Annotated in this window: 22 protein-coding genes; 3 read left to right on the top strand and 19 right to left on the bottom strand. The window is 69.4% G+C overall.

The features are described from left to right. Positions 1-419: 419 nt before the first annotated feature. The 5 genes from ABD658_RS08695 to ABD658_RS08675 all read right to left on the bottom strand — a co-directional run bounded on the left by ABD658_RS08695 (position 420) and on the right by ABD658_RS08675 (position 6,420). Positions 420-1,895 carry a maltokinase N-terminal cap-like domain-containing protein gene (locus ABD658_RS08695; protein ID WP_344685678.1) on the bottom strand — a complete coding sequence of 492 codons (1,476 nt, stop codon included), beginning with the start codon at positions 1,893-1,895 and terminating at the stop codon, positions 420-422. Between the two features lie 94 nt (positions 1,896-1,989). Continuing rightward, entirely contained in the window at positions 1,990-2,985 is a 996-nt protein-coding gene (gene rlmB, locus ABD658_RS08690) for a 23S rRNA (guanosine(2251)-2'-O)-methyltransferase RlmB (protein WP_344685680.1), read from the bottom strand. Next, a complete protein-coding gene (cysS, locus tag ABD658_RS08685) occupies positions 2,978-4,444 on the bottom strand; it encodes a cysteine--tRNA ligase (RefSeq protein WP_344685682.1) in 1,467 nt (488 codons plus the stop codon). Before cysS ends, rlmB begins: the two co-directional genes overlap by 8 nt. A 9-nt stretch (positions 4,445-4,453) precedes the next feature. After that, positions 4,454-5,848 (bottom strand): 2-C-methyl-D-erythritol 2,4-cyclodiphosphate synthase, encoded by a 1,395-nt coding sequence (ispF, locus tag ABD658_RS08680; protein WP_344744295.1) that lies wholly within the window; start codon positions 5,846-5,848, stop codon positions 4,454-4,456. Positions 5,849-5,895: 47 nt separating this feature from the next. Further along, complete coding sequence (locus ABD658_RS08675; RefSeq protein ID WP_070162238.1) at positions 5,896-6,420, bottom strand: CarD family transcriptional regulator; 525 nt, start codon at positions 6,418-6,420, stop codon at positions 5,896-5,898. A gap of 319 nt (positions 6,421-6,739) precedes the next feature. On the opposite strand from ABD658_RS08675, the gene ABD658_RS08670 reads away from it, so the two are divergent. Continuing rightward, entirely contained in the window at positions 6,740-7,300 is a 561-nt protein-coding gene (locus tag ABD658_RS08670; RefSeq protein ID WP_344685685.1) for a hypothetical protein, read from the top strand. A gap of 118 nt (positions 7,301-7,418) precedes the next feature. On the opposite strand, the gene ABD658_RS08665 is transcribed toward ABD658_RS08670, so the two are convergent. The 14 genes from ABD658_RS08665 to trhO form a co-directional block, all read right to left on the bottom strand. Beyond that, positions 7,419-7,721 carry a glutaredoxin family protein gene (locus tag ABD658_RS08665; protein ID WP_344685687.1) on the bottom strand — a complete coding sequence of 101 codons (303 nt, stop codon included), beginning with the start codon at positions 7,719-7,721 and terminating at the stop codon, positions 7,419-7,421. 111 nt (positions 7,722-7,832) lie between these two features. After that, positions 7,833-7,931: a 30S ribosomal protein bS22 gene (locus ABD658_RS08660; RefSeq protein ID WP_081652675.1), complete on the bottom strand. Its 99-nt coding sequence runs from the start codon at positions 7,929-7,931 to the stop codon at positions 7,833-7,835. 126 nt (positions 7,932-8,057) lie between these two features. Then, positions 8,058-8,792, bottom strand: a complete 735-nt coding sequence (locus ABD658_RS08655; protein ID WP_344685690.1) for an MgtC/SapB family protein — start codon at positions 8,790-8,792, stop codon at positions 8,058-8,060. A gap of 6 nt (positions 8,793-8,798) precedes the next feature. Next, the gene (gene mgtE, locus ABD658_RS08650) at positions 8,799-10,166 is read right to left on the bottom strand and encodes a magnesium transporter (RefSeq protein WP_344685692.1); all 1,368 of its coding nucleotides are present in this window, start codon (positions 10,164-10,166) and stop codon (positions 8,799-8,801) included. A 502-nt stretch (positions 10,167-10,668) separates the two neighbouring features. Beyond that, positions 10,669-11,829, bottom strand: coding sequence for an acetoin utilization protein AcuC (locus tag ABD658_RS08645; protein ID WP_425574500.1), 1,161 nt, complete (start codon positions 11,827-11,829; stop codon positions 10,669-10,671). Between the two features lie 94 nt (positions 11,830-11,923). Next, positions 11,924-12,595, bottom strand: coding sequence for a potassium channel family protein (locus ABD658_RS08640; protein WP_083277765.1), 672 nt, complete (start codon positions 12,593-12,595; stop codon positions 11,924-11,926). Further along, positions 12,588-13,979, bottom strand: a complete 1,392-nt coding sequence (locus tag ABD658_RS08635) for a TrkH family potassium uptake protein (protein ID WP_344685696.1) — start codon at positions 13,977-13,979, stop codon at positions 12,588-12,590. Before ABD658_RS08635 ends, ABD658_RS08640 begins: the two co-directional genes overlap by 8 nt. 10 nt (positions 13,980-13,989) lie before the next feature. Then, complete coding sequence (proC, locus tag ABD658_RS08630; RefSeq protein WP_344685698.1) at positions 13,990-14,835, bottom strand: pyrroline-5-carboxylate reductase; 846 nt, start codon at positions 14,833-14,835, stop codon at positions 13,990-13,992. Further along, on the bottom strand, positions 14,835-15,719 hold the full coding sequence (locus ABD658_RS08625; protein ID WP_344685701.1) for a sugar phosphate isomerase/epimerase family protein: 885 nt from the start codon (positions 15,717-15,719) through the stop codon (positions 14,835-14,837). Before ABD658_RS08625 ends, proC begins: the two co-directional genes overlap by 1 nt. Next, positions 15,706-16,758, bottom strand: a complete 1,053-nt coding sequence (locus tag ABD658_RS08620) for a Ppx/GppA family phosphatase (protein ID WP_311023432.1) — start codon at positions 16,756-16,758, stop codon at positions 15,706-15,708. Before ABD658_RS08620 ends, ABD658_RS08625 begins: the two co-directional genes overlap by 14 nt. A gap of 7 nt (positions 16,759-16,765) precedes the next feature. Then, a complete protein-coding gene (topA, locus tag ABD658_RS08615) occupies positions 16,766-19,612 on the bottom strand; it encodes a type I DNA topoisomerase (protein WP_344685705.1) in 2,847 nt (948 codons plus the stop codon). Positions 19,613-19,666: 54 nt separating this feature from the next. Then, the gene (locus ABD658_RS08610) at positions 19,667-20,401 is read right to left on the bottom strand and encodes a helix-turn-helix domain-containing protein (RefSeq protein ID WP_344685707.1); all 735 of its coding nucleotides are present in this window, start codon (positions 20,399-20,401) and stop codon (positions 19,667-19,669) included. A gap of 71 nt (positions 20,402-20,472) precedes the next feature. After that, entirely contained in the window at positions 20,473-22,095 is a 1,623-nt protein-coding gene (locus ABD658_RS08605; RefSeq protein WP_344685709.1) for a DUF7059 domain-containing protein, read from the bottom strand. Then, on the bottom strand, positions 22,092-23,042 hold the full coding sequence (gene trhO / locus ABD658_RS08600) for an oxygen-dependent tRNA uridine(34) hydroxylase TrhO (protein ID WP_344685711.1): 951 nt from the start codon (positions 23,040-23,042) through the stop codon (positions 22,092-22,094). Before trhO ends, ABD658_RS08605 begins: the two co-directional genes overlap by 4 nt. 163 nt (positions 23,043-23,205) lie before the next feature. Here trhO and ABD658_RS08595 point away from each other — a divergent pair, with 163 nt between their 5' ends. Next, a complete protein-coding gene (locus ABD658_RS08595) occupies positions 23,206-23,910 on the top strand; it encodes a GNAT family N-acetyltransferase (RefSeq protein WP_344685713.1) in 705 nt (234 codons plus the stop codon). Between the two features lie 289 nt (positions 23,911-24,199). Then, positions 24,200-25,249, top strand: a complete 1,050-nt coding sequence (locus ABD658_RS08590; protein WP_070162220.1) for a homocysteine S-methyltransferase family protein — start codon at positions 24,200-24,202, stop codon at positions 25,247-25,249. The last annotated feature ends 58 nt before the right edge of the window (positions 25,250-25,307 follow it).

The following is a 25,307-nucleotide window of genomic DNA, read 5'->3' as shown; positions in this document are numbered from 1 at the left end:
TATTCTCTGTTGTCAATTTTCGCTTTCCGGATCGCTCCGAAGCAACTTTTCTATCCTAGAACATCTCGTTTCCGGCTGTCAAACCCGGTCCCGAGCCGCCCTCCGGAAAGCAACTTCTCTATCTTACCTGATCCATCCTGCTTGTCAAACCCGCTCGATCCGAGCTGCTCGATCTCATCAGGATGTCCTCGAATACTTCGAAGCCTGCGCCAGGCCCGTCGGCCTTGCCGTCGTCCCCGGCGCGGAATGAAACTCTAGCACCATCTCTGAGCGAATGTAAACTCGGCGTGAACAGCGCCCCGAAATCCGCGCCAGCACTGGGATCCAGCCCTGCCAGGACCCCTCTCCGGGAGCTGCACGTGGATGAGACCGTGGTCACAATTCGCGACGCACGGCTCACGCTCGCGACATCCCCCAGGTCAAGACTCCGCCTGCAGCAGCATCGAGGGCCGGAAGACCCACTGCCCCTGCCAGCGAGAGAACAGGTCCATCGCTTCAGAGAGCATGGCCGCTCGGAAGAACACCGAGTCCACTCCGGTGGTGTCTGCCTCAGACTGCCGGTATCCCTCAAGGAACACCTCGGAGACGTCCTCGTACCACTGTCCGAAGTTCACCGCGTCCACCTCGGCCGGCTTCTTGCCCTGGTGGCCCTCGCTCGCCGCTTCCATCACCACGTTGGCGAAGGACATCAGCATCGTGACGACGTCCCGCAGCGGCAGAGCCTGGTCTGCCATGCCGCCGTCCTCATTGAAGATCCATCGCTCCGACTCCGGATCCGCCAGGTGGGTGTGCGCCAGGCCCAAGGCTCCATGGATGCGCTGCACCTGCAGAGGCTCGTCGACCTCTCGCAGCTCGGAGAGCATCAGGTCGACGACCTCCGCCATGTCCGTGCGCTCATCGTCGTCGAACTCCTCACGGACCTGCTCCCAGTGGGCCCGCAGATCGGTGCGTGCCTGGTCCGCCATCACCTTCAGCTGCTCCCGGCTCTGCGGGTGCCCGCCGAACGCCGTCGCCAGGTCCGCGTGGAAGTCACCCAGGGCACGACCCATCCGCCGAGCCAGGCGCTTGAAGGTCTTCCCCTCTGCCATCGCCTTCCTGGCCAGGGTCCGTCCATCGGGGGCTTGGCCGATCGCCTCCCGGATGATCGCCAGGTCACCTGTGGCCCAGGCCTCCTCCACCCCTTCTGCCAGTGCGGCCGTGCGGTCCTCCCACGAACAGCTCACCACGCCGAGCACCTTCGCGATCGAGGACGAGTCGGACTCGGTCAGCGTCATCGCGGTCTCGAGCTCGATGTCCCGCACGGAACGGGGGCGTCGCTGGAACTCCACCACGACGCGCTGGGACAGACCGGCGTCGTCGGAGAGCCCCTCAGGGGTGACCATCGTGCGGGTCACCGGGCGGAGCTTCGACTCGCTCGCCGTCCGGCGCAGCTGGACGGTGAAAGGGGACCACTGATCGAACCCGGCCATGGCCTCTCCCCTGGACCGCCCATTGCGACTGCCCTGCCGGCGTCGCGCCATCTCCAGCCAGGCGGCCAGGAAGGCGCGGTCCCGGGCGCCGTCGTACAGCCACACCTCAGCGCCGTCGGCTCGGGCCAGCCGGCCGATGAAGGCGTTCTTCCCCGCCAGGGCGGAGGGCCGACTGCGCACGGCCACCGGAACGGCAACCTGGTCACGGTGACGCTCCCGTCGAGAGGCGACGTGGTCCACGTCGAAGACGTGCACCTCCAGGAACAGCTCCGGGTCGGCATCGCCGGCGGGAGTCGGAAGGCGGAGACCGCCCACGCGGGTGAAGACGCGACGACCTCGGAGCGCAGGGAACCACGGCTGGTGGACCAGCCAGTTCTCCATGACTTCCAGGAAGCCAGGCTGCTCCTCACCACGCACTCGCGCCATCCGTGCCTCCTCACACCTCAGATCCGGACGGGCCTGCCCGCCCCCTCACCGACGTTACCGCAGGGTGACCCCGATCTCGTGGCGATCCGCGCGCTCAGTCGGCACGCCGACGACGCATCGCCACCTCGTAGAGGGAGATCCCCACCGCCATGGAGGCGTTCAGCGACTCGGTCGAGGAGGCGATCGGCACCGAGACGATCTGGTCGCAGGTCTCGCGCACCAGACGCGACAGCCCGCGGCCCTCCGAGCCCACCACCAGGATGATCGGTTCGAGCGCCAGCTCCAGCCCGGGCAGCTCGACCTCTCCGCCGCCGTCGAGCCCTAGGACGAAGTATCCCTGATCCTTGGCCTCCTTCAGCGCCTGAGTCAAGTTCTTGGCACGGGCCACGGGGATCCGTGCCGCCGCCCCGGCCGAGGTCTTCCACGCCGTGGCGGTGACGCCGGCGCTGCGACGCTCCGGGATCATCACGGCGTCGGCGTCGAAGGCAGCCGAGGCACGGAGGATGGCGCCCAGGTTGCGAGGGTCCGTGATCGAATCGCAGGCCACCAGCAGCGGCTGATGCGGGATGTGGCCCTTCTTCGCGCTCTCCAGGAGGGACTCGGTCAGCTCCACCGGGTCGGCGTAGTCATAGGGCTCCAGCACCAGAGCAACGCCCTGGTGGACGGCGTCGCCGGTGGTGGTGTCCAGCTGACGGCGCGCCACCTCCTTGACACGCACACCCTGCTCCGCGGCAAGGCGCAGTGCGTCACGCACCCGTCCGTCCGAGTCGATGTCGGTGGCGATGTGCAGCTCGCGGGCCGGCACCCGTTCGGCCAACGCCTCGACCACCGCGTTGCGCCCGGCGACGACGTCATCGGCTCCGTGCCCGGAGCCGCGCCGGCCGCGGGACTGCTGCTGAGTCTGCTTGGCCTGGGCGCGCTCCGCCAGCTTCTTCTGCCGGTGGGCCTTGTGATAGACCCGGTCCTCCGCCTTCGGAGTGGGGCCCTTGCCTTCGAGCTTGCGGCGCCCCTGCCCGCCGGAGCCGACGACGGCTCCCTTCTTCTGCTTCTTCCGCACTGCGGCGGACTTCGGTCGAGAGTCCTTAGCCATGAGCGGCCTCCTTGTCGGTTCCACGGGCCAGCGACCAGCGGGCGCCGTCGCGGGAGTCCTCGATCTGCACCCCGACCGCCGTCAGCCGGTCACGGATGGCGTCCGCGCGCGCATACTCCTTCGCCGCCTTGGCCTCGGCCCGTTCCTCAAGCAGACCCTCCACCAGGGAAGCGAGGGCGGCGTGGCCGGCGTCGTCCGCAGCGCGGCTCGGGGACGGGACGTCCAGCAGGCCGAGCACCGAGGCCATCGTCGCCACCTCCCGAGCACGGGCGACGGCCGTGCCGCGGTCTCCCGCATCCCAAGCGGTGTTGCCGGCCCTGACAGTGTCATGCAGCACCGCCAGAGCCGCAGGCACGTTGAGGTCGTCGTCCATCGCCGCGGCGAACCCCTCGGGCACGGCATCGCCGGGAGCGATCTCCTCATCCTCGCCTGCGCGGGCGAGGAAGGTCTCGATGCGGTCGACGGCGGCCTCGGCCTCAGCCAGGGAGCTCGGCCGGTAGTCCAGCTGGGAGCGGTACTGCGCCTGACCCAGGAAATACCGCACCGCCACCGGTCGGGCCGACGCCAGCATCTCCTCCGGAGAGATCGTGTTGCCCACCGACTTGGACATCTTCTCGCCCTCGTAGGTGACCATGCCGTTGTGCAGCCAGTAGCGGGCGAAGCCGTCGCCGGCCGCGGCCGACTGGGCCAGTTCGTTCTCATGGTGCGGGAAGCGCAGATCCAGGCCGCCGCCGTGGATGTCGAAGGTCGGACCCAGGTACTTGGTGGACATCGCGGAGCATTCCAAATGCCAGCCCGGCCGACCACGACCCCAGGGCGAGTCCCAGGAGGCAGACTCCGGCTCCCCGTCCTTATGCCCCTTCCACAGCGCGAAGTCGCGCGGATCCCGTTTGCCGCGCGGATCAGCATCGGGGGCGTCCTGCAAGTCCTCCACCCGCTGGCGGGTCAGCTCCCCGTAGGCGGGCCAGGAACGGACGTCGAAATAGACGTCGCCGGAGTCGTCGGTGGCCGGATAGGCGTGGCCGGCGTCGATCAGCCGGCGGATGAGCGTGAACATCTCTGTCATGTGGCCCGTGGCGCGCGGCTCATACCGGGGCCGACGCACGCCCAGGGCGTCATAGGCCTCATGGAAGGCCTGCTCGAAACGATAGGCCAGGGCGAACCAGGGCTCCCCCGCCGGGTAGTCCTCATCCGGCACGAAGTCCGCGGCATACGACGCGGCAGACTTCTCCAGGATCTTGTCATCGATGTCGGTGACGTTGCGGACGGACAGGACGTCGTATCCACTGTGCTCGAGCCAGCGCACCAGGATGTCGAAGGCCACCGCCGAGCGGACGTGGCCCACATGCGGGCGGCCCTGCACGGTGGCCCCGCAGTAGTACAGCGAGACCCGTCCCGGCTGGAGGGGCTCGAAGTCGCGGACGGTCGCCGTCTTGGTGTCATAGAGTCGCAGTGCCACGGGGAAAGCCTAACTGACCGCTGGCGCCGGGGACTGCGGGATCAGCACGGCAGTGGCGGTGGCCAGCACACCCTCGCCGCGGCCGGTGAAGCCCAGCCCGTCCGAGGTGGTCGCGCTGAGCGCCACCGGGGCCCCAGCCGCCGCCGAGAGCACTCGCTGCGCTTCCTCGCGCCGCGGACCGAACTTGGGGCGCCTCGCCACGAACTGCACCGAGATGCTGCCGATCTCGAATCCTGCCTCACGCACGATCCGCGCCGCCTCCTCCAACAGTCGCACACCGGAGGCTCCCTCCATGTCCTCCCGGTCCGTGCCCAGGGTGTCCGCCCCGAAGTGCACGCCGAGGTCTCCGACACCGGCTGCGCTGAACAGGGCGTCGCAGGCGGCATGGGCGACCGCGTCGCCGTCGGAATGCCCGGTGAGTCCCTGCTCGCCGGGCCAATGCAGGCCCGCCAGCCAGAGCTCCCGAGGCTCCCCCGCCGATGCCACAGCGTGGACGTCATGCCCGATGCCGACCCGCGGGACGACGACGGCCGGGGGCCTCCCCGCAGGGTCCGTGCCCGGCGAGGACGGCTCAGATCCGCGCTCGGCGAGCAGCGCCTCGGCGGCCAGCAGATCCGCCGGAGTCGTGATCTTCAGCGCACGGGCGTCCCCGGAGACCACGGCGACGTCGACCCCGAGGGCCTCAGCGACCATGGCCTCATCGGTCAGCGCCTCGGCCTCCTCCGCCTTCAGCTCCCCCAGATGGGCGAAGGCCCGCAGCAGGAACTCCAGGGTGAAGCCCTGCGGCGTCTGCACAGCCCGCAACTCGGCCCGCGGCAGGGTGTCGCGCACCTGCTCGGCCTGCTCCGAGTGGTGGCCGAGGCGTCCGGCCGGATCGACACGCTTGATCGTGTCCGTCACGGGGACCGCTGGCACGACGGCGACCGAACCGGCCTCCACCTGTCGGGCCACCCGCTCGGCGACGTCCGCGGGGGTCAGCGGCCGGGCGGCGTCGTGGACCAGGACGGTCAGGGAGCGTTCATCCCACCCGTGGTGCCGGGCCTGCTCGGCCACGGCGTCCACACCACGCGCCACGGAGGCGGGACGGGAGGGGCCGCCGTCGCGGACGATCACCGGGATGCCCGCGCGGCGCGCATGCTCGGCGCCGAGCGCCGCGAGCCGCTCCCGGGCCGGCGGCAGCCCCGGCAGCACGAGGACCACGAGGTCGATGCCGAGGCCGGGCGCCCGGAGCGGGCCGAGAGAGTCCAGCGCATGCGCCAGCAGCGGACGGCCGCCGAGCTCCACGAGAGCCTTGGGAATGCCGTGCCCCAGACGCTGTCCGCTTCCGGCCGCGACAATGACGAGCGCCCGGTGCTGTTCAGCATCCGGGCGCTTCGTCTCAGCCGGTGCGACCTGGGGTCCCACCTGATGATTCACCTGTTGTGTGCCTCGCTCCGTGGTCGGGCCTCAGGTCACTTCTTCGCCGACGCGGCGTCGGCGTCCTGCGGCTTGGGCGCCTCGTCCAGCACCTCGTCCAGCAGCTTCTCCGCCTCGTCCTCCTCGAGCTTCTTGGCCAGAGCCAGCTCGGAGACCAGGATCTGCCGCGCCTTGGCCAGCATCCGCTTCTCCCCCGCGGAGAGGCCTCGGTCGTTCTCCCGGCGCCAGAGGTCCCTGACCACCTCGGCGACCTTGTTCACATCGCCGGAGGCCAGCTTCTCCAGGTTCGCCTTGTACCGACGCGACCAGTTCGTCGGCTCCTCGGTGTACTCGGCACGCAGCACGTCGAAGACATGCTCCAGGCCTTCCTTGCCGACCACATCACGCACGCCGACCAGGTCGACGTTCTCCGCCGGAACCTCGATCGTCAGGTCGCCCTGGGAGACGCGGAGCTTGAGGTACATCTTCTCCTCGCCCCTGATGGTGCGCATCTTGACCTCTTCGATGGTGGCCGCTCCGTGATGCGGGTATACGACTGTCTCGCCGACCTCAAAAATCATGTAATTGTTCCCCTTTCCCGCGGACAAGTTTATCACGGATCACATGCGTGACAGCGTGTCGGATCCCACCCTTGCCGTCACACGGCATAAGGTGTGCGGCCGCAGTTCTTCGACAACCTGTAGAATCACGGCTGACACCCGCCTTCCGCGCGGACCTGGGGTCGACCTCGGCCTCGGGCCTGGTCGCCGCCTTCCCCGGCGGCGTCCGCACCTTTCTCCGCGCGGCCACATCTGCGGCGTGACGCCTCCTGGCACGGACACAGATGACGTAGTCTGGAGGCGATCATCGTCGCACCGACATCGTGAGGAGACTCTCGACGTGAAGCTCGCCCCCTCCCAGGTCCGCCGCGCGGCCGCGGCATCCCTGGCCGCCGTCGCCGTCATCGGCGTGACCGGCTGCAGCGCCATCAACTACCAGGCGACCACGCACCAGTACTCCGGGTCGGACGGCGTGCGCGTCGACATCGACGACGTGAAGTTCCGGCACATCGCCTTCGTCGGCGCCGAGGAGGGCGGACCCGCCCGTGCCATCGGCACCGTCAACAACGGCGGAGTCGAGGACGTCGAAGTCGAGATCAGCACCGACGGCCAGTCCCACTCCTTCACCGTGCCGGCCGGCCAGGCCGTCTCCCTGGAGAACGATGAGGAGTTCATCGTCGAGGACTTCAGCGGAGCCCCCGGCAGCATCCACGACGTCACCCTCACGGTCGACGGCGACACGGAGGACATCGGCGCCACCGTGCTCGACGGCGTGCTGCCCGAGTACCGGGCCCTGCTCCCGGACGGCTACGACGAGGCCGTGGTGGAGCACCTCGAGCACGGCCCGGACACCTGGGGCTCCGGGGCCGCACACCACGACCCGGACGACGACGGCCACTGAGCATCCGCTCCGGCCGACCCGTGCGGTCGGCTCCTGCGAGGAGGGCCCAGCCGAGAGATCGGCTGGGCCCTCCTCGTATCTGCGGGGGCACCCACGACCGGAAGGCCAGGGCTGCCGCTCAGCGAGCGGTCGCCTCCCGCAGCATCCGCCGCAGCCGGATCGGATCGAAGCGCCAGAAGTCCCGCACCCGACCGTCGATCCGCAGCACGGGAATCTCCTCGGCGTGGCGCTCCAGAGCCTCCGAGTCGGCGCTCAGATCCACTTCCACCGGCTCCAGCCCGAACTCCGCACAGGCCTCGGCGGTGACCGCCAGCGCCTCCTCGCAGAGATGACAGCCCGGCTTGGTCAGCACCTCCACGAGGACGCCGCGGTCCCCCGCGCCGCCCGGGCTCACCGCACTCTGCTCCTGGGACGGATCCATATCAGTCAGCCTCCTGGTCATCGATGAGACTCAGCCGCCCCGGACCTCCCCGGAGACGACCAGACCCCGGGAGCGTGGACGCTTCCGGGGTCTGTGTCAGCTCAGCTGAGCTTACTTCTTGTTGCGCCGCTGGTGGCGAGTCTTGCGCAGACGCTTGCGGTGCTTCTTCTTCGCCATACGCTTGCGGCGCTTCTTGATCACTGAGCCCATAGGGAGCAGATCCTTGTCTGTCGGTGAATGGTCGAAAGGTCTCGGAACAGTGTAGCGGCTCGAAGCCTCATGGCTGGAATCGGCGATGGTGCCCCTTATCCTGCGCTCGCAACGCGTGGGTGCCCGCTACAGCTCGACCCTCTCGTGAGGGACCACCTGCCACCGGACGGCGGTCACTCCGCGCTCCAGGCTGAGCCGGTTCACCGCAGTCTCGAAGATGCCGTCATCGCGGCTGGTCGCGGTCAGGCGAGCCACCACCTTGACCCGCCCCGTGTGCTCGATGTCCTCTGACTGCAGCCCCTGCAGACTGAACGCCCCCGTGCCGATGGACTGCACCACCAATGCGCGGATATGCGCCTCCTCAGCATCGTGGCAGATCACGGTGAACTCATAATCCACCGGGTCATCGGCGCCCGCACGGTTGGCGGGCACCGATCGCTCCACGCCACGGGCGACCGGACGCAGCACCACATTGCCCAGCACGATAGCCAACACGCCGACCACTGCAGGGATATACATCCCCGCACCGCACAGGCAGCCGACGGCGGCGGACCCCCACAGCGTGGCCGCCGTGTTGATGCCCCGCAGACTGCCCCCGTCGCGGATGATCACCCCCGCGCCGAGGAAGCCCACCCCGGAGACGACCTGCGCGGCCACCCGAGAAGGACTGGCATCCCCCGGGGTGAGGGAGGAGAGCACCACGAACAGCGCGGCCCCCAGGCAGACCAGAGTGTTCGTCCGAAGTCCCGCGGACCGGGCCCTCCACTGACGCTCCATGCCGATGAGCACGCCGCAGCCGAAGGCCGCTCCGATACGCAGCACGACGTCCAGGACCATCTGGTCCTCTGCCAGGAAGAACATGCCGGCTCACCCACCCATCACCAGGCCCAGGGCGTTCAGCTCACCGGAGAGCACCGCCGTGGCGATCAGGAAATAGATGACCAGCCCGGTTGCGTCCACCAGAGTGGTGACCACCGGGGCGGAGAACACTGCGGGGTCGATCCGCAGCCGCTGGGCGATCAGCGGCAGCGCCCCGCCGACGAAGCAGGCCCAGGTGCAGATCACCAGCAGCGTCAGCGAAATGATGATTCCGATGTCGAGGCCATAGAACAGGGCGGCCACCGGAAGCCCGACCGCGGCCAGAAGCAGCCCCAGCAGCAGTCCGACCCGCGCCTCCCGCCAGACGACCCGCGGCAGATCGCGCAGCCGGACCTCATCGAGCGCCAGGGCCCGGATCACCGCACTGGCGGCCTGTGAACCGGCGTTGCCTCCGGTGTCGATCAGCAGCGGGATGAACAGCGCCAGCACCACGACGGACTCCAATGTGTCCTCGAAGAACTCCAGGACGTTGACCGTCAAGATCGCCGCGACGATGAGCGAGAGCAGCCAGACGGCCCGTGTCCGGGCAAGCCTGAAGACCGTCGCGGAGAGGTAGGGCACCTTGATCGGCTCAGCGCCGCCCGAGCGGTAGGCGTCCTCGGTGACCTCGGACTCGAGGATCTCCATCGCGTCGTCCACCGTGATCAGTCCCAGCACCCGCTCCTCGCTGTCGAGCACGGGCAGCGCAAAGAGGTCCGCCTCCTGGATGAGGCGGGCGGCCTCCTCCTGACCAATATCGGCGGTCACCGAGTAGGTGTCCGGGGCCAGCAGTTCCCCCACGGTGGTCCCCGGAGGGCTGGTGACCACCTGGGTGAGGTCGGTCATTCCGATCAGGCGGCGGGACGCGTCAGTGACCAGCAGGACCGAGAGTCTTCCCGTGCGGTCCGACTCGCCGCTCAGGCTCTCCAGCACCTGCTCGCGGGTGGAGTCTCCCCGAAATGTCCGAGACACCGGGATCATCACGCGGCCGGCCGACTCCGACGGGTAGCCCAGCAGCGCCGAAGTGGCCTGCCGCTCATCTCGCGACAGACCCTGCTGCAGCCGAGCCGCCACCTTCGCCGGCATCTCATCGAGCAGGCGGGCGCGGTCATCGGCCGACATCTCTTCCACGAGTTCCCGGACCCGGTCTTCCCGCAGGCTCTCCAAGAGGGTCCGCTGGTGTTCGGAGGGCAGGGCTTCGAAGACGATGATCGCCTCATCCTTGCCCAGCAGGCGGAAGGCGACAGCGCGGTCGCCGGGATCGAGCCGCGCCAGCTCGTCCGCGACCTCGACCGAGGAGGCCTGCTGCAGCCAGGACCGCAGCTCCTCCAGGGCGGTGCGGTCGATCAGGTCCTTCAACGGGGTGTTCACATGCATCGGATTCTCCTTCTGGTCAGGAGCGGTCCCGTGCGGATCCGGCCGGCACCCCGCCGCTCCCCCGGCACACGACGACGCGCGGCCCTTCGTGCTGCGAAGGCACGGACTGAGCCGCAGAGGAGGTCGGGCGGAACGCGGATGAATCGGTGAGCAGAGCGGTGAGCAGGACGGAGTGCCGTCCGGAGGCGCACGAGGACCGACCGCCTCCGCAGGGGAGCCGGTCATTGACGTCAGGTCAGAGGTGCCTGGTGCCCGCGAAAGACGAGCGAGAAAGGATCAGCGCCGCACAGCGCCTCATCTCCGCACTCAGAGAGCGGAGGGAACAGTGAGGCGGGCACCTGGATCGACGACGCTGCTGCAAGAACAACTGCCATCCATGGGGACTCCACCTCCTCAGTCCGTGGCCGGACGTCTTCGGGCGCAGCGCCCGAAGACCTCGACCAGTGTACACGGCGGCTCTCTCCGGGCAGAACCGCTGTGCGAACTCCGAGAACCACAGAGCTCAGTCGAACCAGGGGTCGAGCCCGTAGTGCGGAAACAGCTCTTTGCGCGTCTGCATGACCGCCCGGTCCACCGCGTCCGCGGGGTCATAGCCGAGCTCCCAGCTGCGCCACCACAGTTCGGCGTCGTCGTGCATCCGCTCCGGGGTCTCCACGCCGCAAGTGCGCCGCACGTAGTCCCGCCAGGGCTCGGGCACCGCGGTGCGCAGCGGCAGCGGATCGCCGGCGGCGATCGCCACCAGATGCGTCCAGCTGCGAGGCACCACCCGGTGGACCTCATACCCTCCCCCGCCGGTGGCGATCCAGCGGTCCCGGCAGTGTTCCTCGGCCAGATGCGCGATGTCCAGGGCCAGCTGACGCTGCCCGTCGATGCTGAGCCGACAGTCCGTCAGCGGGTCCTCCTCGTGGGTGTCGCAGCCATGCTGGGACACCACCGCCTCCGGGGCGAAGGCCTGCACCAGCGGCGGCACCACCGCATGGAAGGCGCGCAGCCAGCCGGCGTCGCCGGTGTGGGGCGGAAGCGCCACGTTGACCACGGTGCCGGCGGCGCTCGTGCCGTCCGGCGCGGTACCGCCGATCTCATCGGGGAACCCGGTGCCCGGATACAGCGAGACCCCGGTCTGGTGCAGAGAGATCGTCATGACCCGGGGGTCGTCGTAGAAGATGTCCTGGGTGCCGTCGCCGTGGTGGGCGTCCACGTCGAGGTAGACCACCCGGGACAGCCCGCCGTCCAGCAGCCGCTGGACGGCCACGGCCGCGTCGTTGTACACGCAGAAGCCGCCCGCCCGCGCCCGGCCGGCATGGTGCAGGCCCCCGGCGAAGTTCACCGCATGGACGGCCTCCCCGGTCAGCACGGCCTCCGCGCACAACCGGCCGCCTTCAGCGATCCGCGCTGCCCCGGCATGCAGCTGGGGGAACACCGGGGTGTCCTCGGTGCCCAACCCGTGCTGCAGGGCGGGGAGACCGTCCGCCGAAGCGGCTTTGACGGCCTCCACATAGTCGGCGTCGTGGACCGTCAGCAGGGTGGCGTCGTCGGCGATGCCGGGCGCGACGAGACGCACCAGAGGGTCGTCGAGGATCCCGAACTCGCGGCAGAGCCTGTGGGTCAGGTCCAGGCGCACCGGATCCATCGGGTGGGTGGCGTTGAAGCGGTACTCCAGCAGCGCCGGATCCCAGATCACGGTGGTGGGCACGGCGGCGTGGAACGAGGGCTGTGTCACACGCCCGAGCCTACGACAGGACGACCCGGATAGGCGATCAGGCGCTCTCGGCGAAGTGCTCGAGCTTCGTCACGTCTCCGGAGACGATGATCGTGTCCCCCGGCGACACCAGGGTGTCCGGCTGGGCGTAGACGAACTCCTTGCCGGGGGACTTCACGCCGACCACATTGACGCCGTGTCGACGCCGCGGCTGGCACTGGTCGATCGTCTTGCCCTGCAGGTCCTTCGGCGGCCGCATCTTGACGATGGCGAAGTCGTCGTCGAACTTGATGAAGTCCATCATCTGCCCGGAGACCAGGTGCGCGGCGCGCACGCCGGCGTCGTGCTCCGGATAGATCACGTGATGGCACCCGATGCGCTTGAGGATCTTCCCGTGGGTGGGGTTGATGGCCTTCGCCCAGACGTGCCGGACCCCCAGGTCCACCAGGTTCACCGCGATCAGCACCGACGACTCGATGGAGGTGCCCACGCCGACGACCGCCGAGTCGAACTCGTCGGCGCCGATCTGGCGCAGCGCCTCGATGTCGGTGGCGTCGGCCTCGAGCACATGGGTGAGCGTGTCCGAGTACTTCTGGACCAGACCCCTGTGCCGCTCGACGGCGAGCACCTCCTTGCCCTGGGCCATGAGCTGCTCGGCCAGCGCGATGCCGAACCGTCCCAGCCCCACGACCAGCACGGGACGGTTGCGTTGTTGACGGCGATCACCCAAGGATCGGCCTCCCCTCCGGATAGCGGTAGCGCGTGGTGCGCTGACGCACGGCCAGCGCGGCCGCGAAGGTAATGATGCCCACCCGGCCGGCGAACATCAAGGCGGCCAGGACATACAGCCCCGACGGCGGCAGCTCCTCGGTGAGCCCCGAGGTCAGCCCCACCGTCGCGAAGGCCGAGATCGACTCGTACAGCGGCCGCTCCATGTCCAGGCCGGTGATGTGCATCAGCGCCAGCGTGGAGATCAGCACCAGTGTGGCCCCCATGGCCACCACGGAGACCGCCACACGGACCGCCGAGGCCGGGATGGTCCGCTGATGGGCGACCGACTCCTTGTCACCGCGTGCCTCGGCCAGGAACGCCAGCCAGATCACCGCGATCGTGGTGACCTTGATGCCGCCCGCCGTGGACACCGAACCGCCCCCGGCGAACATCAGGGCGTCCGAGATCAGCATGGTGGTGGAGTTCTCATGGTTGGACTCCACCACGGAGAAACCTCCCGAGCGCATGTTCACCGACGCGAACAGCGAGCTCTGCAGCTTCTCCCACATCGGCATCTCCCCGATGGTGGCATTGTTGTTCCACTCGAGGAACGCGTAGATCGCCGCTCCGACGACCATCAGCAGCGTCGTGACCTCCACGGTGAGCTTGGCGTGGATGTTCCAGCTGCGGTAATGCCAGCGGAACCGCCACAGCACGTAGAGCACCGGGAAGCCCAGACTTCCCAGCACCACACCGATCATGATGGCCCAGAGCACGATCGGGTCATGGCCTACGGCCTCCAGCCCGTCGGCATGGATCACGAACCCGGCATTGTTGAACGCCGAGATCGCATAGAAGATCCCATGCCAGAAGCCGGTGACGACGTCGCCCTCGATCGCGATCAGCCGCGGCACCAGCACGGCCGCCAACGCGGCTTCGATGGCCAGCGAGATGATGATGACGATGCGGATCAGACTGGCGACCTCCCCCAGCTGATCTGTCTTCCAACCCTCCTGAGCGAGCTGCTTGGTGCGCACGCCCAGGCTGCGGGAGACGCTGGCGGCCAGCACAGAGGCCACCGTGAGGATGCCGAGGCCGCCCAGCTGGATGGCCACGATGATGGTGATCTCCCCCGCCAACGACCAGTGCTCCGCGGTGTTCACCGGGGTCAGCCCCGTCACCGACACGGCCGAGGTGGCCACGAACAGGGCGTCCGGCAGAGAGGCCGGACGCCCGCTGGCCGTGGCCCACGGCATCATGAGCAGCGACGTGAAGAAGGCGATCGCGAAGGCGAAGATGAGCAGCGCCGCGCGGGCCGGGGACGCCCCGGCCAGGGCCTTCATCCACCCCATGAAGTCTGACCACAGGCCCCCTCGGGCCTGCGGCTGTCGGTCCCTCACCATGGAAGAGAGCCTAGACCTGTTCTCGCAGCTGTGCGGTCATCTCCGCGGCCCGGTCCGCGCTGGCCTTCACGGCGGCGACCACGGCCTCCGGGACGCCATGGGAGTCCAACTGGCCGATGGCCCTCTCGGTGGTCCCGTTGGGCGAGCACACCGCTCGCCGCAGGGCGGCCGCATCGGCGGCGCCCGAGATGTGGTTCTCCACCAGCATCGTCCCCGCGCCCTGCACGGTCCGAGCGGCGAGGTCGGCGGCCAACGCAGGATCCAGCCCCAGCTCCACGCCGGCGGCGGCCATGTGCTCCGCCAGGTGGAAGGCGTAGGCCGGCCCGGAGCCGGAGATGCCGGTCAGGGCATCGATCTGGGCCTCGTCGATGACATGGACCGCCCCGCAGGCCCCCAGCAGGCCCTTCACCCGGTCAGTCTGGTCCGCGGTGACGTGGGCGCCCGGCACCAGGCCGACCACACCGAGGCCCACGGAGAGCGGCGTGTTGGGCATGGAGCGGATCACCGGCTGGCCCGCACGCAGGGCGTCCTGCATCATCTGCAGGTCCACCGCGGCGGCCACCGAGACCACCACCGCCTCGGGCCTCAGCGCGTCCCGGATCTCCGTGCACAGGGCGACGATCCCATGCGGCTTCACGCCCAGGAAGACGACGTCGGCCTCGGCGGCCGCGCGACGGTTGGCCTCGGCGTCGTCCTCCTCCGCCAGCACGGTCACGCCATGCTCGGCGGCCCGCGCCCGGGCGGAGGCCGCCGAACGCGAGGTGGCGACGACGTCGTCGGCCGAGACCCCCGAGGCGAGAAAACCGGACAGGATGGCGCCGTTCATGGACCCGAGCCCCAGCATCGCGATGCGCATCAGGACCTCTCCTCCTCCGTGTCAGCTGCGTCAGCCGTGTCATCGACCCCGGCCCCCTCGGCCGAGGCCGCGCCGCGCGCCAGGTGGCGGCGGGCGAACTCCAGTGATTCTGCCAGCCAACGCTCCTTCTCACCCACCTGCTTGGCCGCACGGGTGGCTACCTCCACCGCCACCACGCCTCGGAACCCCTGCCCGTCGGCGAAGTCGGGAGAGGCGATGAGCTCCAGAGTCTCCGCGACAGGCTGCTCGCCGTGGCCGGGGATGAGGTGGTCGTCCTTGAAGCCGTTGGACCAGCCGTCCGTCAGGTGCACATGCCGCAGCCGGCCGCCCAACCTGCGGCAGGAGTCCAGCGAGTCGGCCTCCGCGGTGGCCGCATGGGAGAAGTCCCAGGTCACGTAGGGGTAAGCCTGACCCACCGGGTCCCAGTGCGGCAGGTACATGGCCGCGGTGCGCGCTCCGGCCTTCCACGGGTACATGTTCTCCACTGCGAAGTGGACCCCGGTGTCCTGCTCCAGCTTGGCGATGCCGTCCGCGAAGCCCTCCGCGTAGCCGGCCTGCCAGCGGAACGGGGGGTGCGCCACCACCGTGGCGCACCCGACGGCGGCGGCCAGCTTGGCGCTGCGCCGCAGCTTCTCCCAGGCGGAGCCCCACACCTGCTGGGTCAGCAGCAGCGTGGGCGCGTGGATGGCCATCACCGGCAGCCCGAAGCGCCAGGACAGCTCGTTGAGCACGTCGGCCTGCTGCGTCTCGGCCCGGTGGGTGACCATGACCTCCATGCCGTCGTAGCCGAGATCGGCCGCCATGGAGAAGCCCTCAGCCGCCCCGAGGGGGTAGACCGAGGACGTGGACAGCGCCACCGGGATGCGCGGCTCAGCGGTGGGCATGTTCGACCGCCGCTCGAGTCGCCGCGACGTCGCGGCGCGTCGGCCGCCTCAGCTCGCGGGCGAGGTCCACATGGCCCACCCCGGGCGCGTGGGCGACCTCCACGCCGTGCTCCCGCACCAGGGCGTCCAGCCGACGCAGGATCAGCCCCTCCCTCAGCGCCCAGGGGCAGATCTGCAGCTCGTCGATGCCGAAGGTCTTCATGGCCGCCTCCGCCACCAGCGCACCGGCGAAGACCTGCCGCGCGCGCACGACGGAGACGCCGGGCAGCTCCGCCCGCTCGGTGGCGCTCATCTGGCCCAGCCGCTTGACCAGCGGCTTGAGGTCCTTATGCGCCAGCGTACGACGCACATAGGGGCCGGAGGCCGACGGCGCCGCACCGGTCATCCGGGCCAGAGAACGAAACGTCTTGGAGGTGGCCAGCACCTCGGTATGGGAGTTCAGCATCGGGAACTCCAGGCGGGCGGCCGCGATCTCCTCCCGCACATAGGTCTTCAGCGCCTTGATCTGCTCCTTGGTGGGGGGATCCTCGGTCAGCCAGTCCCGGGTCAGCCGACCCGCGCCCAGCGGCACCGACATCGCCGTGCTGGGCAGCTCGTCCTGCCCGTAGGCCATTTCGAAGGAGCCCCCGCCGATGTCGAAGTTCAGGATGTGGCCCGCGCTCCATCCGCGCCACCGACGGGCGGCGAAGAACGTCATGGCCGACTCCTGGGCCCCGGTGAGCTCCATGAGCTCCACATCGGTCTCGGCGGCCACGCGAGCCAGGACCTCGTCCCCGTTGGTGGCTTCGCGGATCGCCGAGGTGCAGAAGGACAGCAGATCCTCGGCCCGGTGCCGGGCGGCGAAGCGGGCGGCCTCGTCGATGAACCCGATCAGCTCGTCCTGCCCCGCCCGCGTGATGGCGCCCTCGGGGTCCAAATGACGGACCAGGGACAGCGGCCGCTTATGCGAGGCGAAGGCTTCGGGCTTGGCTCCGACGTGCGCGTCCACCAGGAGCAGGTGGACGGTGTTGGAGCCGATGTCGAGCACGCCCAGTCGCATGAGACCCCTACTTCCCCGACCCTGCGGTGGCGGGCTTGGCACTGGAGGACTTCTTCGTCGTCGTGGACTTCGCCCCGGAGGACTTCGAGGACTTCGACGAACCGGACTTCGTGGAGGTGCCGGACTTCCGTGCGCCCTTCTTCGCCGGCGCCTTGGCGCGCTTCTCGGCCAACAGCTCGAAGGCCCGTTCCTTCGTGAGCGACTCCACCGAGGTCCCCCTCGGCACCGTCACGTTCGTCTCCCCATCGGTGACGTACGGACCGAAACGGCCGTCCTTGACCACCACGGGCTTCTCCGAGGTGGGATCCTGCCCGAACTCGGCCAGGGGTGCGGCCGCCTGACGCCGACCCCGCTGCTTGGGCTGGGCGTAGATCGCCTGGGCCTCCTGCAGCGTGATCGTGAACAGCTGCTCCTCCGACTCCAGCGAACGGGAGTCGGTGCCCTTCTTCAGGTAGGGACCGAAGCGCCCGTTCTGAGCGGTGATCTCCTCGCCGTCGGCGTCGACGCCGACCACCCGCGGCAGGGAGAGCAGCTTCAGCGCGTCCTCGAGCGTCACCGTCTCCAGCGACATCGACTTCAGCAGGGAGCCCGTGCGGGGCTTCTCCTTCTTGGGCTTCTTCTTCGGCTTGGGCTTGCCGTTCTTGTAGTACTCGGTGGGCTGGGCGTCCAGATACGCCTGCACCTGGTCCTCGGTCATCTCCTCGATGACCTCGGTGACATAGGGGCCGTAGCGGCCGTCCTTGGCGACGATCTCCCGGCCGGTCTCCGGGTCATGTCCGAGCACCCGGCCGGAGTGCTGGGCCTTCTCGAAGAGCGCCTCCGCACGCTCGGCGGTCAGCTCGTCCGGAGCAAGGTCCTCGGGGATGTTGGCGCGCAGCGGCTCTGCGCCCTCCCCGCCCTCGGGGTTCGGACGCTCCAGGTAGGGCCCGTACCGCCCCACACGCAGGGTGACGCCCTCCGCGATCTCCATGGAGTTGATGGCCCGGGCGTCGATCTCTCCGAGGTTGTCGACGACGTGACGCAGCCCTTCGGCGCCGCTGTCGGCTCCGAAGTAGAAGCCCTGCAGCCACGCCTCCCGCTCGATCTCGCCGCGGGCGATCTGGTCGAGGTCGTCCTCCATGCGTGCGGTGAAGTCATAGTCCACGTAGCGGCCGAAGTGCTCCTCCAGCAGCCGGATCACGGAGAAGGCGGTCCAGGAGGGCACCAGGGCCGCCCCGCGTTTGGTCACGTAGCCGCGATCCATGATCGTGGAGATCGTCGGTGCATAGGTGGACGGGCGACCGATCTCCCGCTTCTCCAGCTCGGCGACGATGCTCGCCTCCGTGTAGCGGGCCGGCGGCGTGGTCTCGTGCCCCTTGGCCCGGACGTCCTCGCCGGTGAGGTTCTGTCCCTGCTCCAGTTTGGGCAGCCGCCGGTCCGAGGATGCGGCGTCGTCCTTCTCCCCCTGCTCCTCGCCCTCGGCGGCGGTCTTCTCCTTGACCTCCTCATAGGCGGCCAGGAAGCCGGGGAAGGTGATGACGGTTCCGGAGGCACCGAACGTGGCGCGCCTCCCGTCAGAGGACTGACCGGTCAGCCTCACCGAGGCGGTGAAGCCCTTGGCGTCGGCCATCTGCGAGGCGATGGTGCGCTTCCAGATCAGCTCGTAGAGGCGGAACTCCTCCTTGGAGAGCTCCCCGGCCACCTGGCCCGGGGTGCGGAAGTGGTCTCCCGCCGGACGGATGGCCTCGTGGGCCTCCTGGGCGGAGTCGTTCTTCTTGGCGTAGTGCCGAGGCTTCTCCGGCACGGACTCGGGGCCGTAGAGCTCGGAGGCCTGACGGCGCGCCGCGGTGATCGCCTCATTCGACAGCGTCACCGAGTCGGTGCGCATATAGGTGATGTAGCCGTTCTCATAGAGACGCTGGGCGACCTGCATGGTCACGCGGGAGGAGAACCGCAGACGCCGGGAGGCCTCCTGCTGCAGCGTGGAGGTGGTGAAGGCCGGGGACGGCCGGCGGCTGTAGGGCTTCTCCTCGAGGGAGTCAACCTCGAAGCGAGCCTGGGTCAGCCCCTCGGCGAGCGACTCGGCGGCCACCCGATCCAGGACGGTGACCTCGGACTTCGACCGGGTGGACTTCAGCGTCCCGCGGTCGTCGAAGTCCGCCCCGGTGGCCACCCGGGCGCCGTCGACGGCGTGGAGCTTCGCGGCGAAGGACTCGCCGGCGTCGGTGGTGAAGGTCCCCGCCAGGTCCCAGTACGAGGCGGGGATGAATGCCATGCGCTCCCGCTCCCGTTCGACCACCAGGCGGGTCGCCACGGACTGCACCCGGCCTGCGGACAGGCCGCGGCCGATCTTGCGCCACAGCACCGGGGAGATCTCATAGCCGTAGAGGCGGTCCAGGATGCGCCGGGTCTCCTGCGCGTCGACCAGGTCCTCGTCGATCTGGCGCACGTTGTCCAGGGCGCGGGTGATCCCCTCCCGGGTGATCTCGGTGAAGGTCATCCGATAGACCGGCACCTTCGGCTTGAGCACCTCGAGCAGATGCCACGCGATGGCCTCACCCTCGCGGTCGGCGTCAGTGGCCAGGTAGAGTTCGCTGGCCTCCTTGAGCGCCCGTTTGAGCTCCGAGACCTTCTTCTTCTTGGACTCGGAGATCACGTAGTACGGCTCGAAGCCGTCCTCCGGGTTGACCGCGAACTTCCCGAACGGGCCCTTCTTCATCTCCGCCGGCAGGTCCGAGGGCTGCGGCAGATCACGGATATGCCCGGCCGAGGCGTCCACGATGAAGTCGTCGCCCAGATACTTGGCGATCGACCTGCTCTTGGCCGGCGACTCGACGATCACCAGCTTCTTGCCTGCTGCGGCCTTGGGGGGCACTGCACTCCTCGACGTCGGGTTGGGTGGGCGGCGGTGCTCAATATATCAGTGCCGTCAGACGGCGCCGTCGCCGGTCTCCGACCCCGTCTCATCGGCCCCGTCCCCGGAATCCGCGGGCTCTTCCGGCCCCTCCGGAGCAGCCCGGCGGACCGGCTCCTCGATGGCCGAGACGAAGTAGTGCAGCCGACTGGCCGGGTCCTCCTCAGGGTGCTCCGAGCAGGCCTGCTCGTACTCGGCGACCAGGGCGTAGAGCCGATCCTTGAACTCCTGAGCACGATCCTCATCCAGCGACAGGATGCCCGAAGACAGGATGGGGTGCAGCTCCACCGAGCTGGGACCGCGCTGCTCACGCCGCAGGATCTCGTCCCCGATGCGTCGCTGCAGCGACTTGATCTGCGCGTTGGCGTAGGCGTTCTTGGCGTGCGCCGAAGAGTCGAACCCGGAGATCCTCAGCCGCCGGGCGGCGGCCTGCCAGTACCGGTTGCGTCCGTCCCCGGCATGCTCCACCCGCCGGATGTATCCGTACTTCTCCAATGCCCGCAGGTGGTAGCTCATCGCCGAGGGCGAGATGTCGCACTGGGCCGCCAGTTCCGTGGCGGTGTAGACCCGATGGGTCCCGAAGAGCTCGTCCAGGGCGGTGAGCCGCGCCTCATGGGCGAGCGCACGGATGGCCTGGACATCCTCGATGACGACCGACGGCGGCAGGTCCTCATGGTCGTGCCCGCTCCTCGGGGCCGCCGGACCTGTCGCGACGTCATCGTGGTCTGCGAGTGCGGCGCGAGGTGACATGGTGGGAAGTCTAGACGAGCGGATGTGACGCAGACATCATCGCGCGTCATCCGAGGACGCCCGCAGCCGCCTCACGCCTCGGTGAGGAACCCGTCCACGTAGAGCTCCAGGACCTCCTCGCGCAGGGCGGAGGTCAGCTGCTCGACGTCGACCGTCCCGTCGTCCAGCAGCGCCCCGACCGCGGTGATGAGCTGCCCGGCCGCGAAGTCCCCGTCCGCCGCGCCCAGCACGCCCGCGGCCCCCGAGGACACGGGACGCGCCCGGCGCAGACCGCCGCCCTGACGCGCCAGGATGACCTCCGGGTCCGCGGCGCCGAACCGCTGGTGCCGCTCCTCGGTGACGTCCCCGGCGACGACAAGCCGCTGATCCAGCACCGCTGCGCGGTCGGCGGCCGCCGCGAGCGCCCGCTCAGCGGCACGCCCCAGGATCGGGCCGAGCGGCTGATCCACGGGGTGGGTGATCTCCTCCAGCCGCACCCAGGACGGCCCCGCGCCGGCGCGGGGCCGGTGCAACCAGATCAGGCCGAATCCGACGGCGGTGACGCCACGGGTCGCAAAGTCCTCGACATACTCGGCGTAACGGCGCCGGTAGTCGTCCAGGTCACGCTCCTCGGCCGCGTCGCGCAGCCAGGTCTCCGCATAGCCGGGCCCGTCCTGGAGGTCGCGCTGAACGAACCACGCGTCGAGACCGGCCTCCTGAGCCCAGCCGCGGGGACGCTCCTGCCAGTCCGAGGCCCCATGGACCTCCCAGTTGCCCAGCATCTGGGCGGTCCCACCGGGTGCGAGCACCGCCGGCAGACCCCCGATCAGCTCGGCCATGAGCTCATCGCCGGTGCGGCCGCCGTCGCGGTACGTGTACCGCTCCCCCACGCGGGCCTCGGTGACGCGCGGGGTGATGACGAACGGCGGATTGGAGACCACCAGATCGAAGGTCTCGCCGGCCACCGGGTCCAGCAGGCTCCCGCGACGCAGCTCGACCCGATCGGCCAGCCGGCGCGGGTCCAGGCGCAGCGCAGGCGCATTGAGCAGCAGGTTGAAGCGGGTGAAGGCCAGCGCACGGTCCGAGAGGTCGGTGGCCACCACATGCTCAGCATGGTCCAGCAGGTGGAACAGCTGGATGCCGCAGCCGGTGCCGATGTCCAGCGCCCGGCGCACCGGGCGACGGTGGGTGATCGACGCCAGGGTCAGACTGGCCTGACCGACGCCGAGCACATGCTCCGCAGGCAGAGGACCGTCCACCTGATGAGCGGAGAGGTCGGAGGTGACCCACAGGTCCGACTCTCCCTCGCGGCCCTGGACCTGATAGGGGCGCAGATCCACCGACGGACGGCAGGTCCCGCCGTCGCGGTGGGCCAGGCCCAGCGTCTCCAGGCCCTCTGCTCCCAGCCGCGGCAGCGCGGCGGAGACGACGTCGGCATCGACCTCCATGTCCAGCAGCCACAGGGCGGTGAACACCGCGCAGGGGTCCGGTCGCTCCTGCTGGAGCAGCCGGGACACCACCAGCTGGCCCGGGGCGATCTGCTCCCGGTCCAGGGCGGCCACGGCCTCGGGACCCAGCAGCTCGGAGACCCGTGCGTTGGTGAACCGGGCGGCCTGAAGCTCGGCACGCAGCACAGCGACGGCGGCAACCGCGGCGTCGCTCTCGGAACGGGGGGCGGGCAGCGCGGCCGCAGCCTCGCGGGACAGGCGGGTCATCGGCGTCGGGGCCTCTCGAGGTGTCCGGAGTTGGGGTCCTGCGGGTGCGCGGCCAGTCGGGCCTCGCAGTCCGCGCACCGGGTGGTCTCAGGGATGTGGCGGCAGTCCTCGCAGTAGAGCATGAGCGTGGAGCATCCACGGTCCCGACAGTTGTGGAAGGAGCTGGTCGGCCCTCCGCAGGCGGTGCATTCGCCCAGGGTGGCGGCCTCCTGGCTGAACCGGGTGTTCATGCGCCCGTCGAAGACGTAGAGCTCACCCTCCCAGTAGCCGGAATCACCGTAGGCCTCCCCGTAGCGGACGATGCCGCCGTCGATCTGATAGACCTCCTCGAAGCCTCGCCGCCTCATCAGCGCGGAGAGGACCTCGCAGCGGATGCCGCCGGTGCAGTAGGTGACCACCGGCTGGTCCTTCAGGTGGTCATACTTCCCGGAGTCCAGCTCCGCGATGAAGTCCCGAGTGGTCTCGGTCTCCGGGACGACGGCGTCCTTGAACCGGCCGATCTGGGCCTCCATGGCGTTGCGGCCGTCGAAGAAGGTCACCTCCGCACCGTCGGCTCGCTTGGCCTCCACCAGCTCGTGGACCTGCTGCGGAGTCAAGTGCTCGCCGCCGCCGACCACCCCCTGCTCGTCGACCTCGATCTCCTCCGGGACCCCGAAGGCCACCAGCTCGGGGCGGACCTTGACCGAGAGTCGCGGAAAGTCCTCGGCACCGCCGTCGGACCACTTGAACTCCATGCCGCGGAACGGGCCGTAGGAACGCGTCTGCTTCACGTACTGCTTCACCGCTGAGAGCTCTCCGCCGACGGTGCCGTTGATGCCGTGGGGGGAGACGATGATGCGACCCTTCAGCCCCAGCTCCCGGCACAACGTGTGCTGCCACAGGCGTACGGCCTCCGGGTCGGACAGCGGGGTGAAGGCGTAGTAGAGGACGATCCGCGAGATGCTCACGGGGCACCAGGATACCGGCGCACACCGACGATCCGGACAGATCCTCCGCCCCTGGTCAGTCGCCCGCAGATCGTGCTGACCACGGGGTTCAGCGCATCGATCTTTATGAACTCGTTGCCGTGGCCCCTCCCACACCCCCGGTCTGAACTCATATAGTCGTCTCATGACTTCCGAGCTGAACGACGCACTCGTCCGCACCTGGGTGACCGGCTGGGCCCGGACCCACGACTACGACGTCGACCACGACGGAGCCGTCCACTCCGCCCTGCGCTCCGGCGATTCGGACGACTGGGAATACGTCCTCCACGCCCCGGACGAGACCGCTCTGCGCCAAGTCATCTCGGCGGTCACGAAGAGCCCGGGGCGACTGCTGACGCTGATCGCCGAGCCCGGCGACGAGTCTCTGAAGGACTCCATCAACGGCCTCGAGCGCATCAGCGACGAAGAGAAGCTGATGGTCGTCGACATGGGCACCCAGGACGTCGAGGACCCCATCACCCCGGAGGGCTACACCACCACCCGGGAGGACTTCGACGGCTGGACCCTGTTCACCGTCTGCTCCGGCGACACCGTGGCCGCCCGCGGGCGCGTCGCCGTCGTCGACGAGTACGCCGTCCTGGACCGCATCTACACCAATCCCGACTTCCGCCGTCAGGGCCTGGGCACGTTCGTGACCCGCGCCCTGGTGGCCATCGCCCTGGAGAGCGATGTCGAGGAGGGCCTGCTGGTGGCCAACGCCGAGGGCCTGGAGCTCTACGAGTATCTGGGCTGGACGCTGCTGGGCGACGTCTACGTCTACGGCGCCCCGGGCAGCGAACGTATCCGCCCCTCGCACTCCCAGTTCGACGACCTCAAGAGCGAGGCCTGAGCCTCCGAGCGTTCCTGCGCGGCGGCACCGCCGCGCCGACCTGAGGGCCGTCTCCTGCGGCTCCGCCCTTCCCGGCGGAGCTCCGTAGGGGGCGGCCCGTCGTCGTCTGGAGCCGCGTCCTCCCGATCCTCCGTGTCACTCTATGAACATAATTCCCATCGACGTGATCATTCTTGTAGAGTCGGCGTCACCGCCACGACAGATCGACCCACCCGGCCGGAGACGCGAGGCCTCGCATCGGCCGCTCCCACCCGTGGCACGTCACATCCCATGACTGAGAGGAGCGGTGATGACCGCCCAGCCATCGTTCACAGACCGACTCGACGCCGGACCGGTGATCTGCGCCGAAGGGTTCCTCTTCGAGCTGGAACGCCGTGGATACCTCACCGCCGGGGAGTTCGTCCCCGAGGTGGCCCTCGAGCACCCCGACGCGCTGCGCGCGCTGCACGTGGACTTCCAGCGCGCCGGCTCCGACGTCGTCGAGGCCTTCACGTACAACGGACACCGCGAGAAGATGCGCGTCATCGGCAAGGAGGAGCTGCTCGAGCCGCTGAACCGCGCAGCCCTGCAGATCGCCCGCGAGGTGGCCGACGCGCGCCCCGGCGACCTCATGGCCGGCAACATCTCCAACTCCAACATCTGGGACCCCGCCGACCCCGCCAAGCAGGCCGAGGTGCGCGGAATGTTCGAGGAGATGGTCGGCTGGGCCGTCGAGGAGGGCGCCGACCTGATCATCGGGGAGACCTTCTACTACGCCGGCGAAGCGCTCGCCGCCCTGGAGATCGCCCGCTCCGCCGAGCTGCCGGTGGTGCTCACGCTGGCGCCGATGGCCTTCGAGGAGATGGCCGACGGCCTGGGCGTGGTGGAGACCTGCCAGCGCCTGGAGCAGGCCGGGGCCGACGTCGTCGGCCTGAACTGCTTCCGCGGCCCGGCCACCATGATGTCCTGGCTGCGACAGATCCGCGAGGCCGTGTCCTGCCACGTGGGCGCGCTGCCGATCCCCTACCGCACCACCGAGGCGGAGCCCACCTTCTTCAACCTCTCCGACGACGGCGCCGCCGTTCCCTCCCCGCATGGCCGTACCTTCCCCACCGCGCTGGACCCGCTCTTCACCAACCGCTATGAGATCGGTGCCTTCGCCGCCGAGGCGCACGCCCTGGGGATCAACTACCTCGGCGTGTGCTGCGGAGCGTCCCCGATGCACATCCGCCAGGTGGCCGAGGCGGTGGGCCGCACCACCGAGGCCAGCCGCTACTCGGAGCGCATGGAGAACCACTTCATGTACGGCTCCCATGACCGGCTGCCCGAGCACATCGCGGAGCTCGGCTCCAGGGCCTGACGACAGGGGCCGACGACGGGCCCGGGCGGCCGGGCCTCAGGCGGCGACTGCGGCGGCG

Origin of the sequence: Nesterenkonia aethiopica, assembly GCF_039534665.1 — a bacterium.
Lineage (GTDB): Bacteria > Actinomycetota > Actinomycetes > Actinomycetales > Micrococcaceae > Nesterenkonia > Nesterenkonia aethiopica.
This window is presented reverse-complemented; position numbering and strand designations above follow the sequence as displayed.

Bases quoted from the DNA above. Each gene is read 5' to 3' on its own strand.
- mgtE (WP_344685692.1), bottom strand. From the start codon at position 10,166: ATGCATGTGAACACCCCGTTGAAGGACCTGATCGACCGCACCGCCCTG.
- ABD658_RS08590 (WP_070162220.1), top strand. From the start codon at position 24,200: ATGACCGCCCAGCCATCGTTCACAGACCGACTCGACGCCGGACCGGTG.
- ABD658_RS08635 (WP_344685696.1), bottom strand. From the start codon at position 13,979: ATGGTGAGGGACCGACAGCCGCAGGCCCGAGGGGGCCTGTGGTCAGAC.
- ABD658_RS08655 (WP_344685690.1), bottom strand. From the start codon at position 8,792: ATGTTCTTCCTGGCAGAGGACCAGATGGTCCTGGACGTCGTGCTGCGT.
- ABD658_RS08620 (WP_311023432.1), bottom strand. From the start codon at position 16,758: ATGCGACTGGGCGTGCTCGACATCGGCTCCAACACCGTCCACCTGCTC.
- ABD658_RS08625 (WP_344685701.1), bottom strand. From the start codon at position 15,719: ATGCCCACCGCTGAGCCGCGCATCCCGGTGGCGCTGTCCACGTCCTCG.
- ABD658_RS08675 (WP_070162238.1), bottom strand. From the start codon at position 6,420: ATGATTTTTGAGGTCGGCGAGACAGTCGTATACCCGCATCACGGAGCG.
- ABD658_RS08610 (WP_344685707.1), bottom strand. From the start codon at position 20,401: ATGTCACCTCGCGCCGCACTCGCAGACCACGATGACGTCGCGACAGGT.
- rlmB (WP_344685680.1), bottom strand. From the start codon at position 2,985: ATGGCTAAGGACTCTCGACCGAAGTCCGCCGCAGTGCGGAAGAAGCAG.
- ABD658_RS08660 (WP_081652675.1), bottom strand. From the start codon at position 7,931: ATGGGCTCAGTGATCAAGAAGCGCCGCAAGCGTATGGCGAAGAAGAAG.
- ABD658_RS08665 (WP_344685687.1), bottom strand. From the start codon at position 7,721: ATGGATCCGTCCCAGGAGCAGAGTGCGGTGAGCCCGGGCGGCGCGGGG.
- ABD658_RS08605 (WP_344685709.1), bottom strand. From the start codon at position 22,095: ATGACCCGCCTGTCCCGCGAGGCTGCGGCCGCGCTGCCCGCCCCCCGT.
- ABD658_RS08595 (WP_344685713.1), top strand. From the start codon at position 23,206: ATGACTTCCGAGCTGAACGACGCACTCGTCCGCACCTGGGTGACCGGC.
- ABD658_RS08695 (WP_344685678.1), bottom strand. From the start codon at position 1,895: ATGGCGCGAGTGCGTGGTGAGGAGCAGCCTGGCTTCCTGGAAGTCATG.
- proC (WP_344685698.1), bottom strand. From the start codon at position 14,835: ATGCGCATCGCGATGCTGGGGCTCGGGTCCATGAACGGCGCCATCCTG.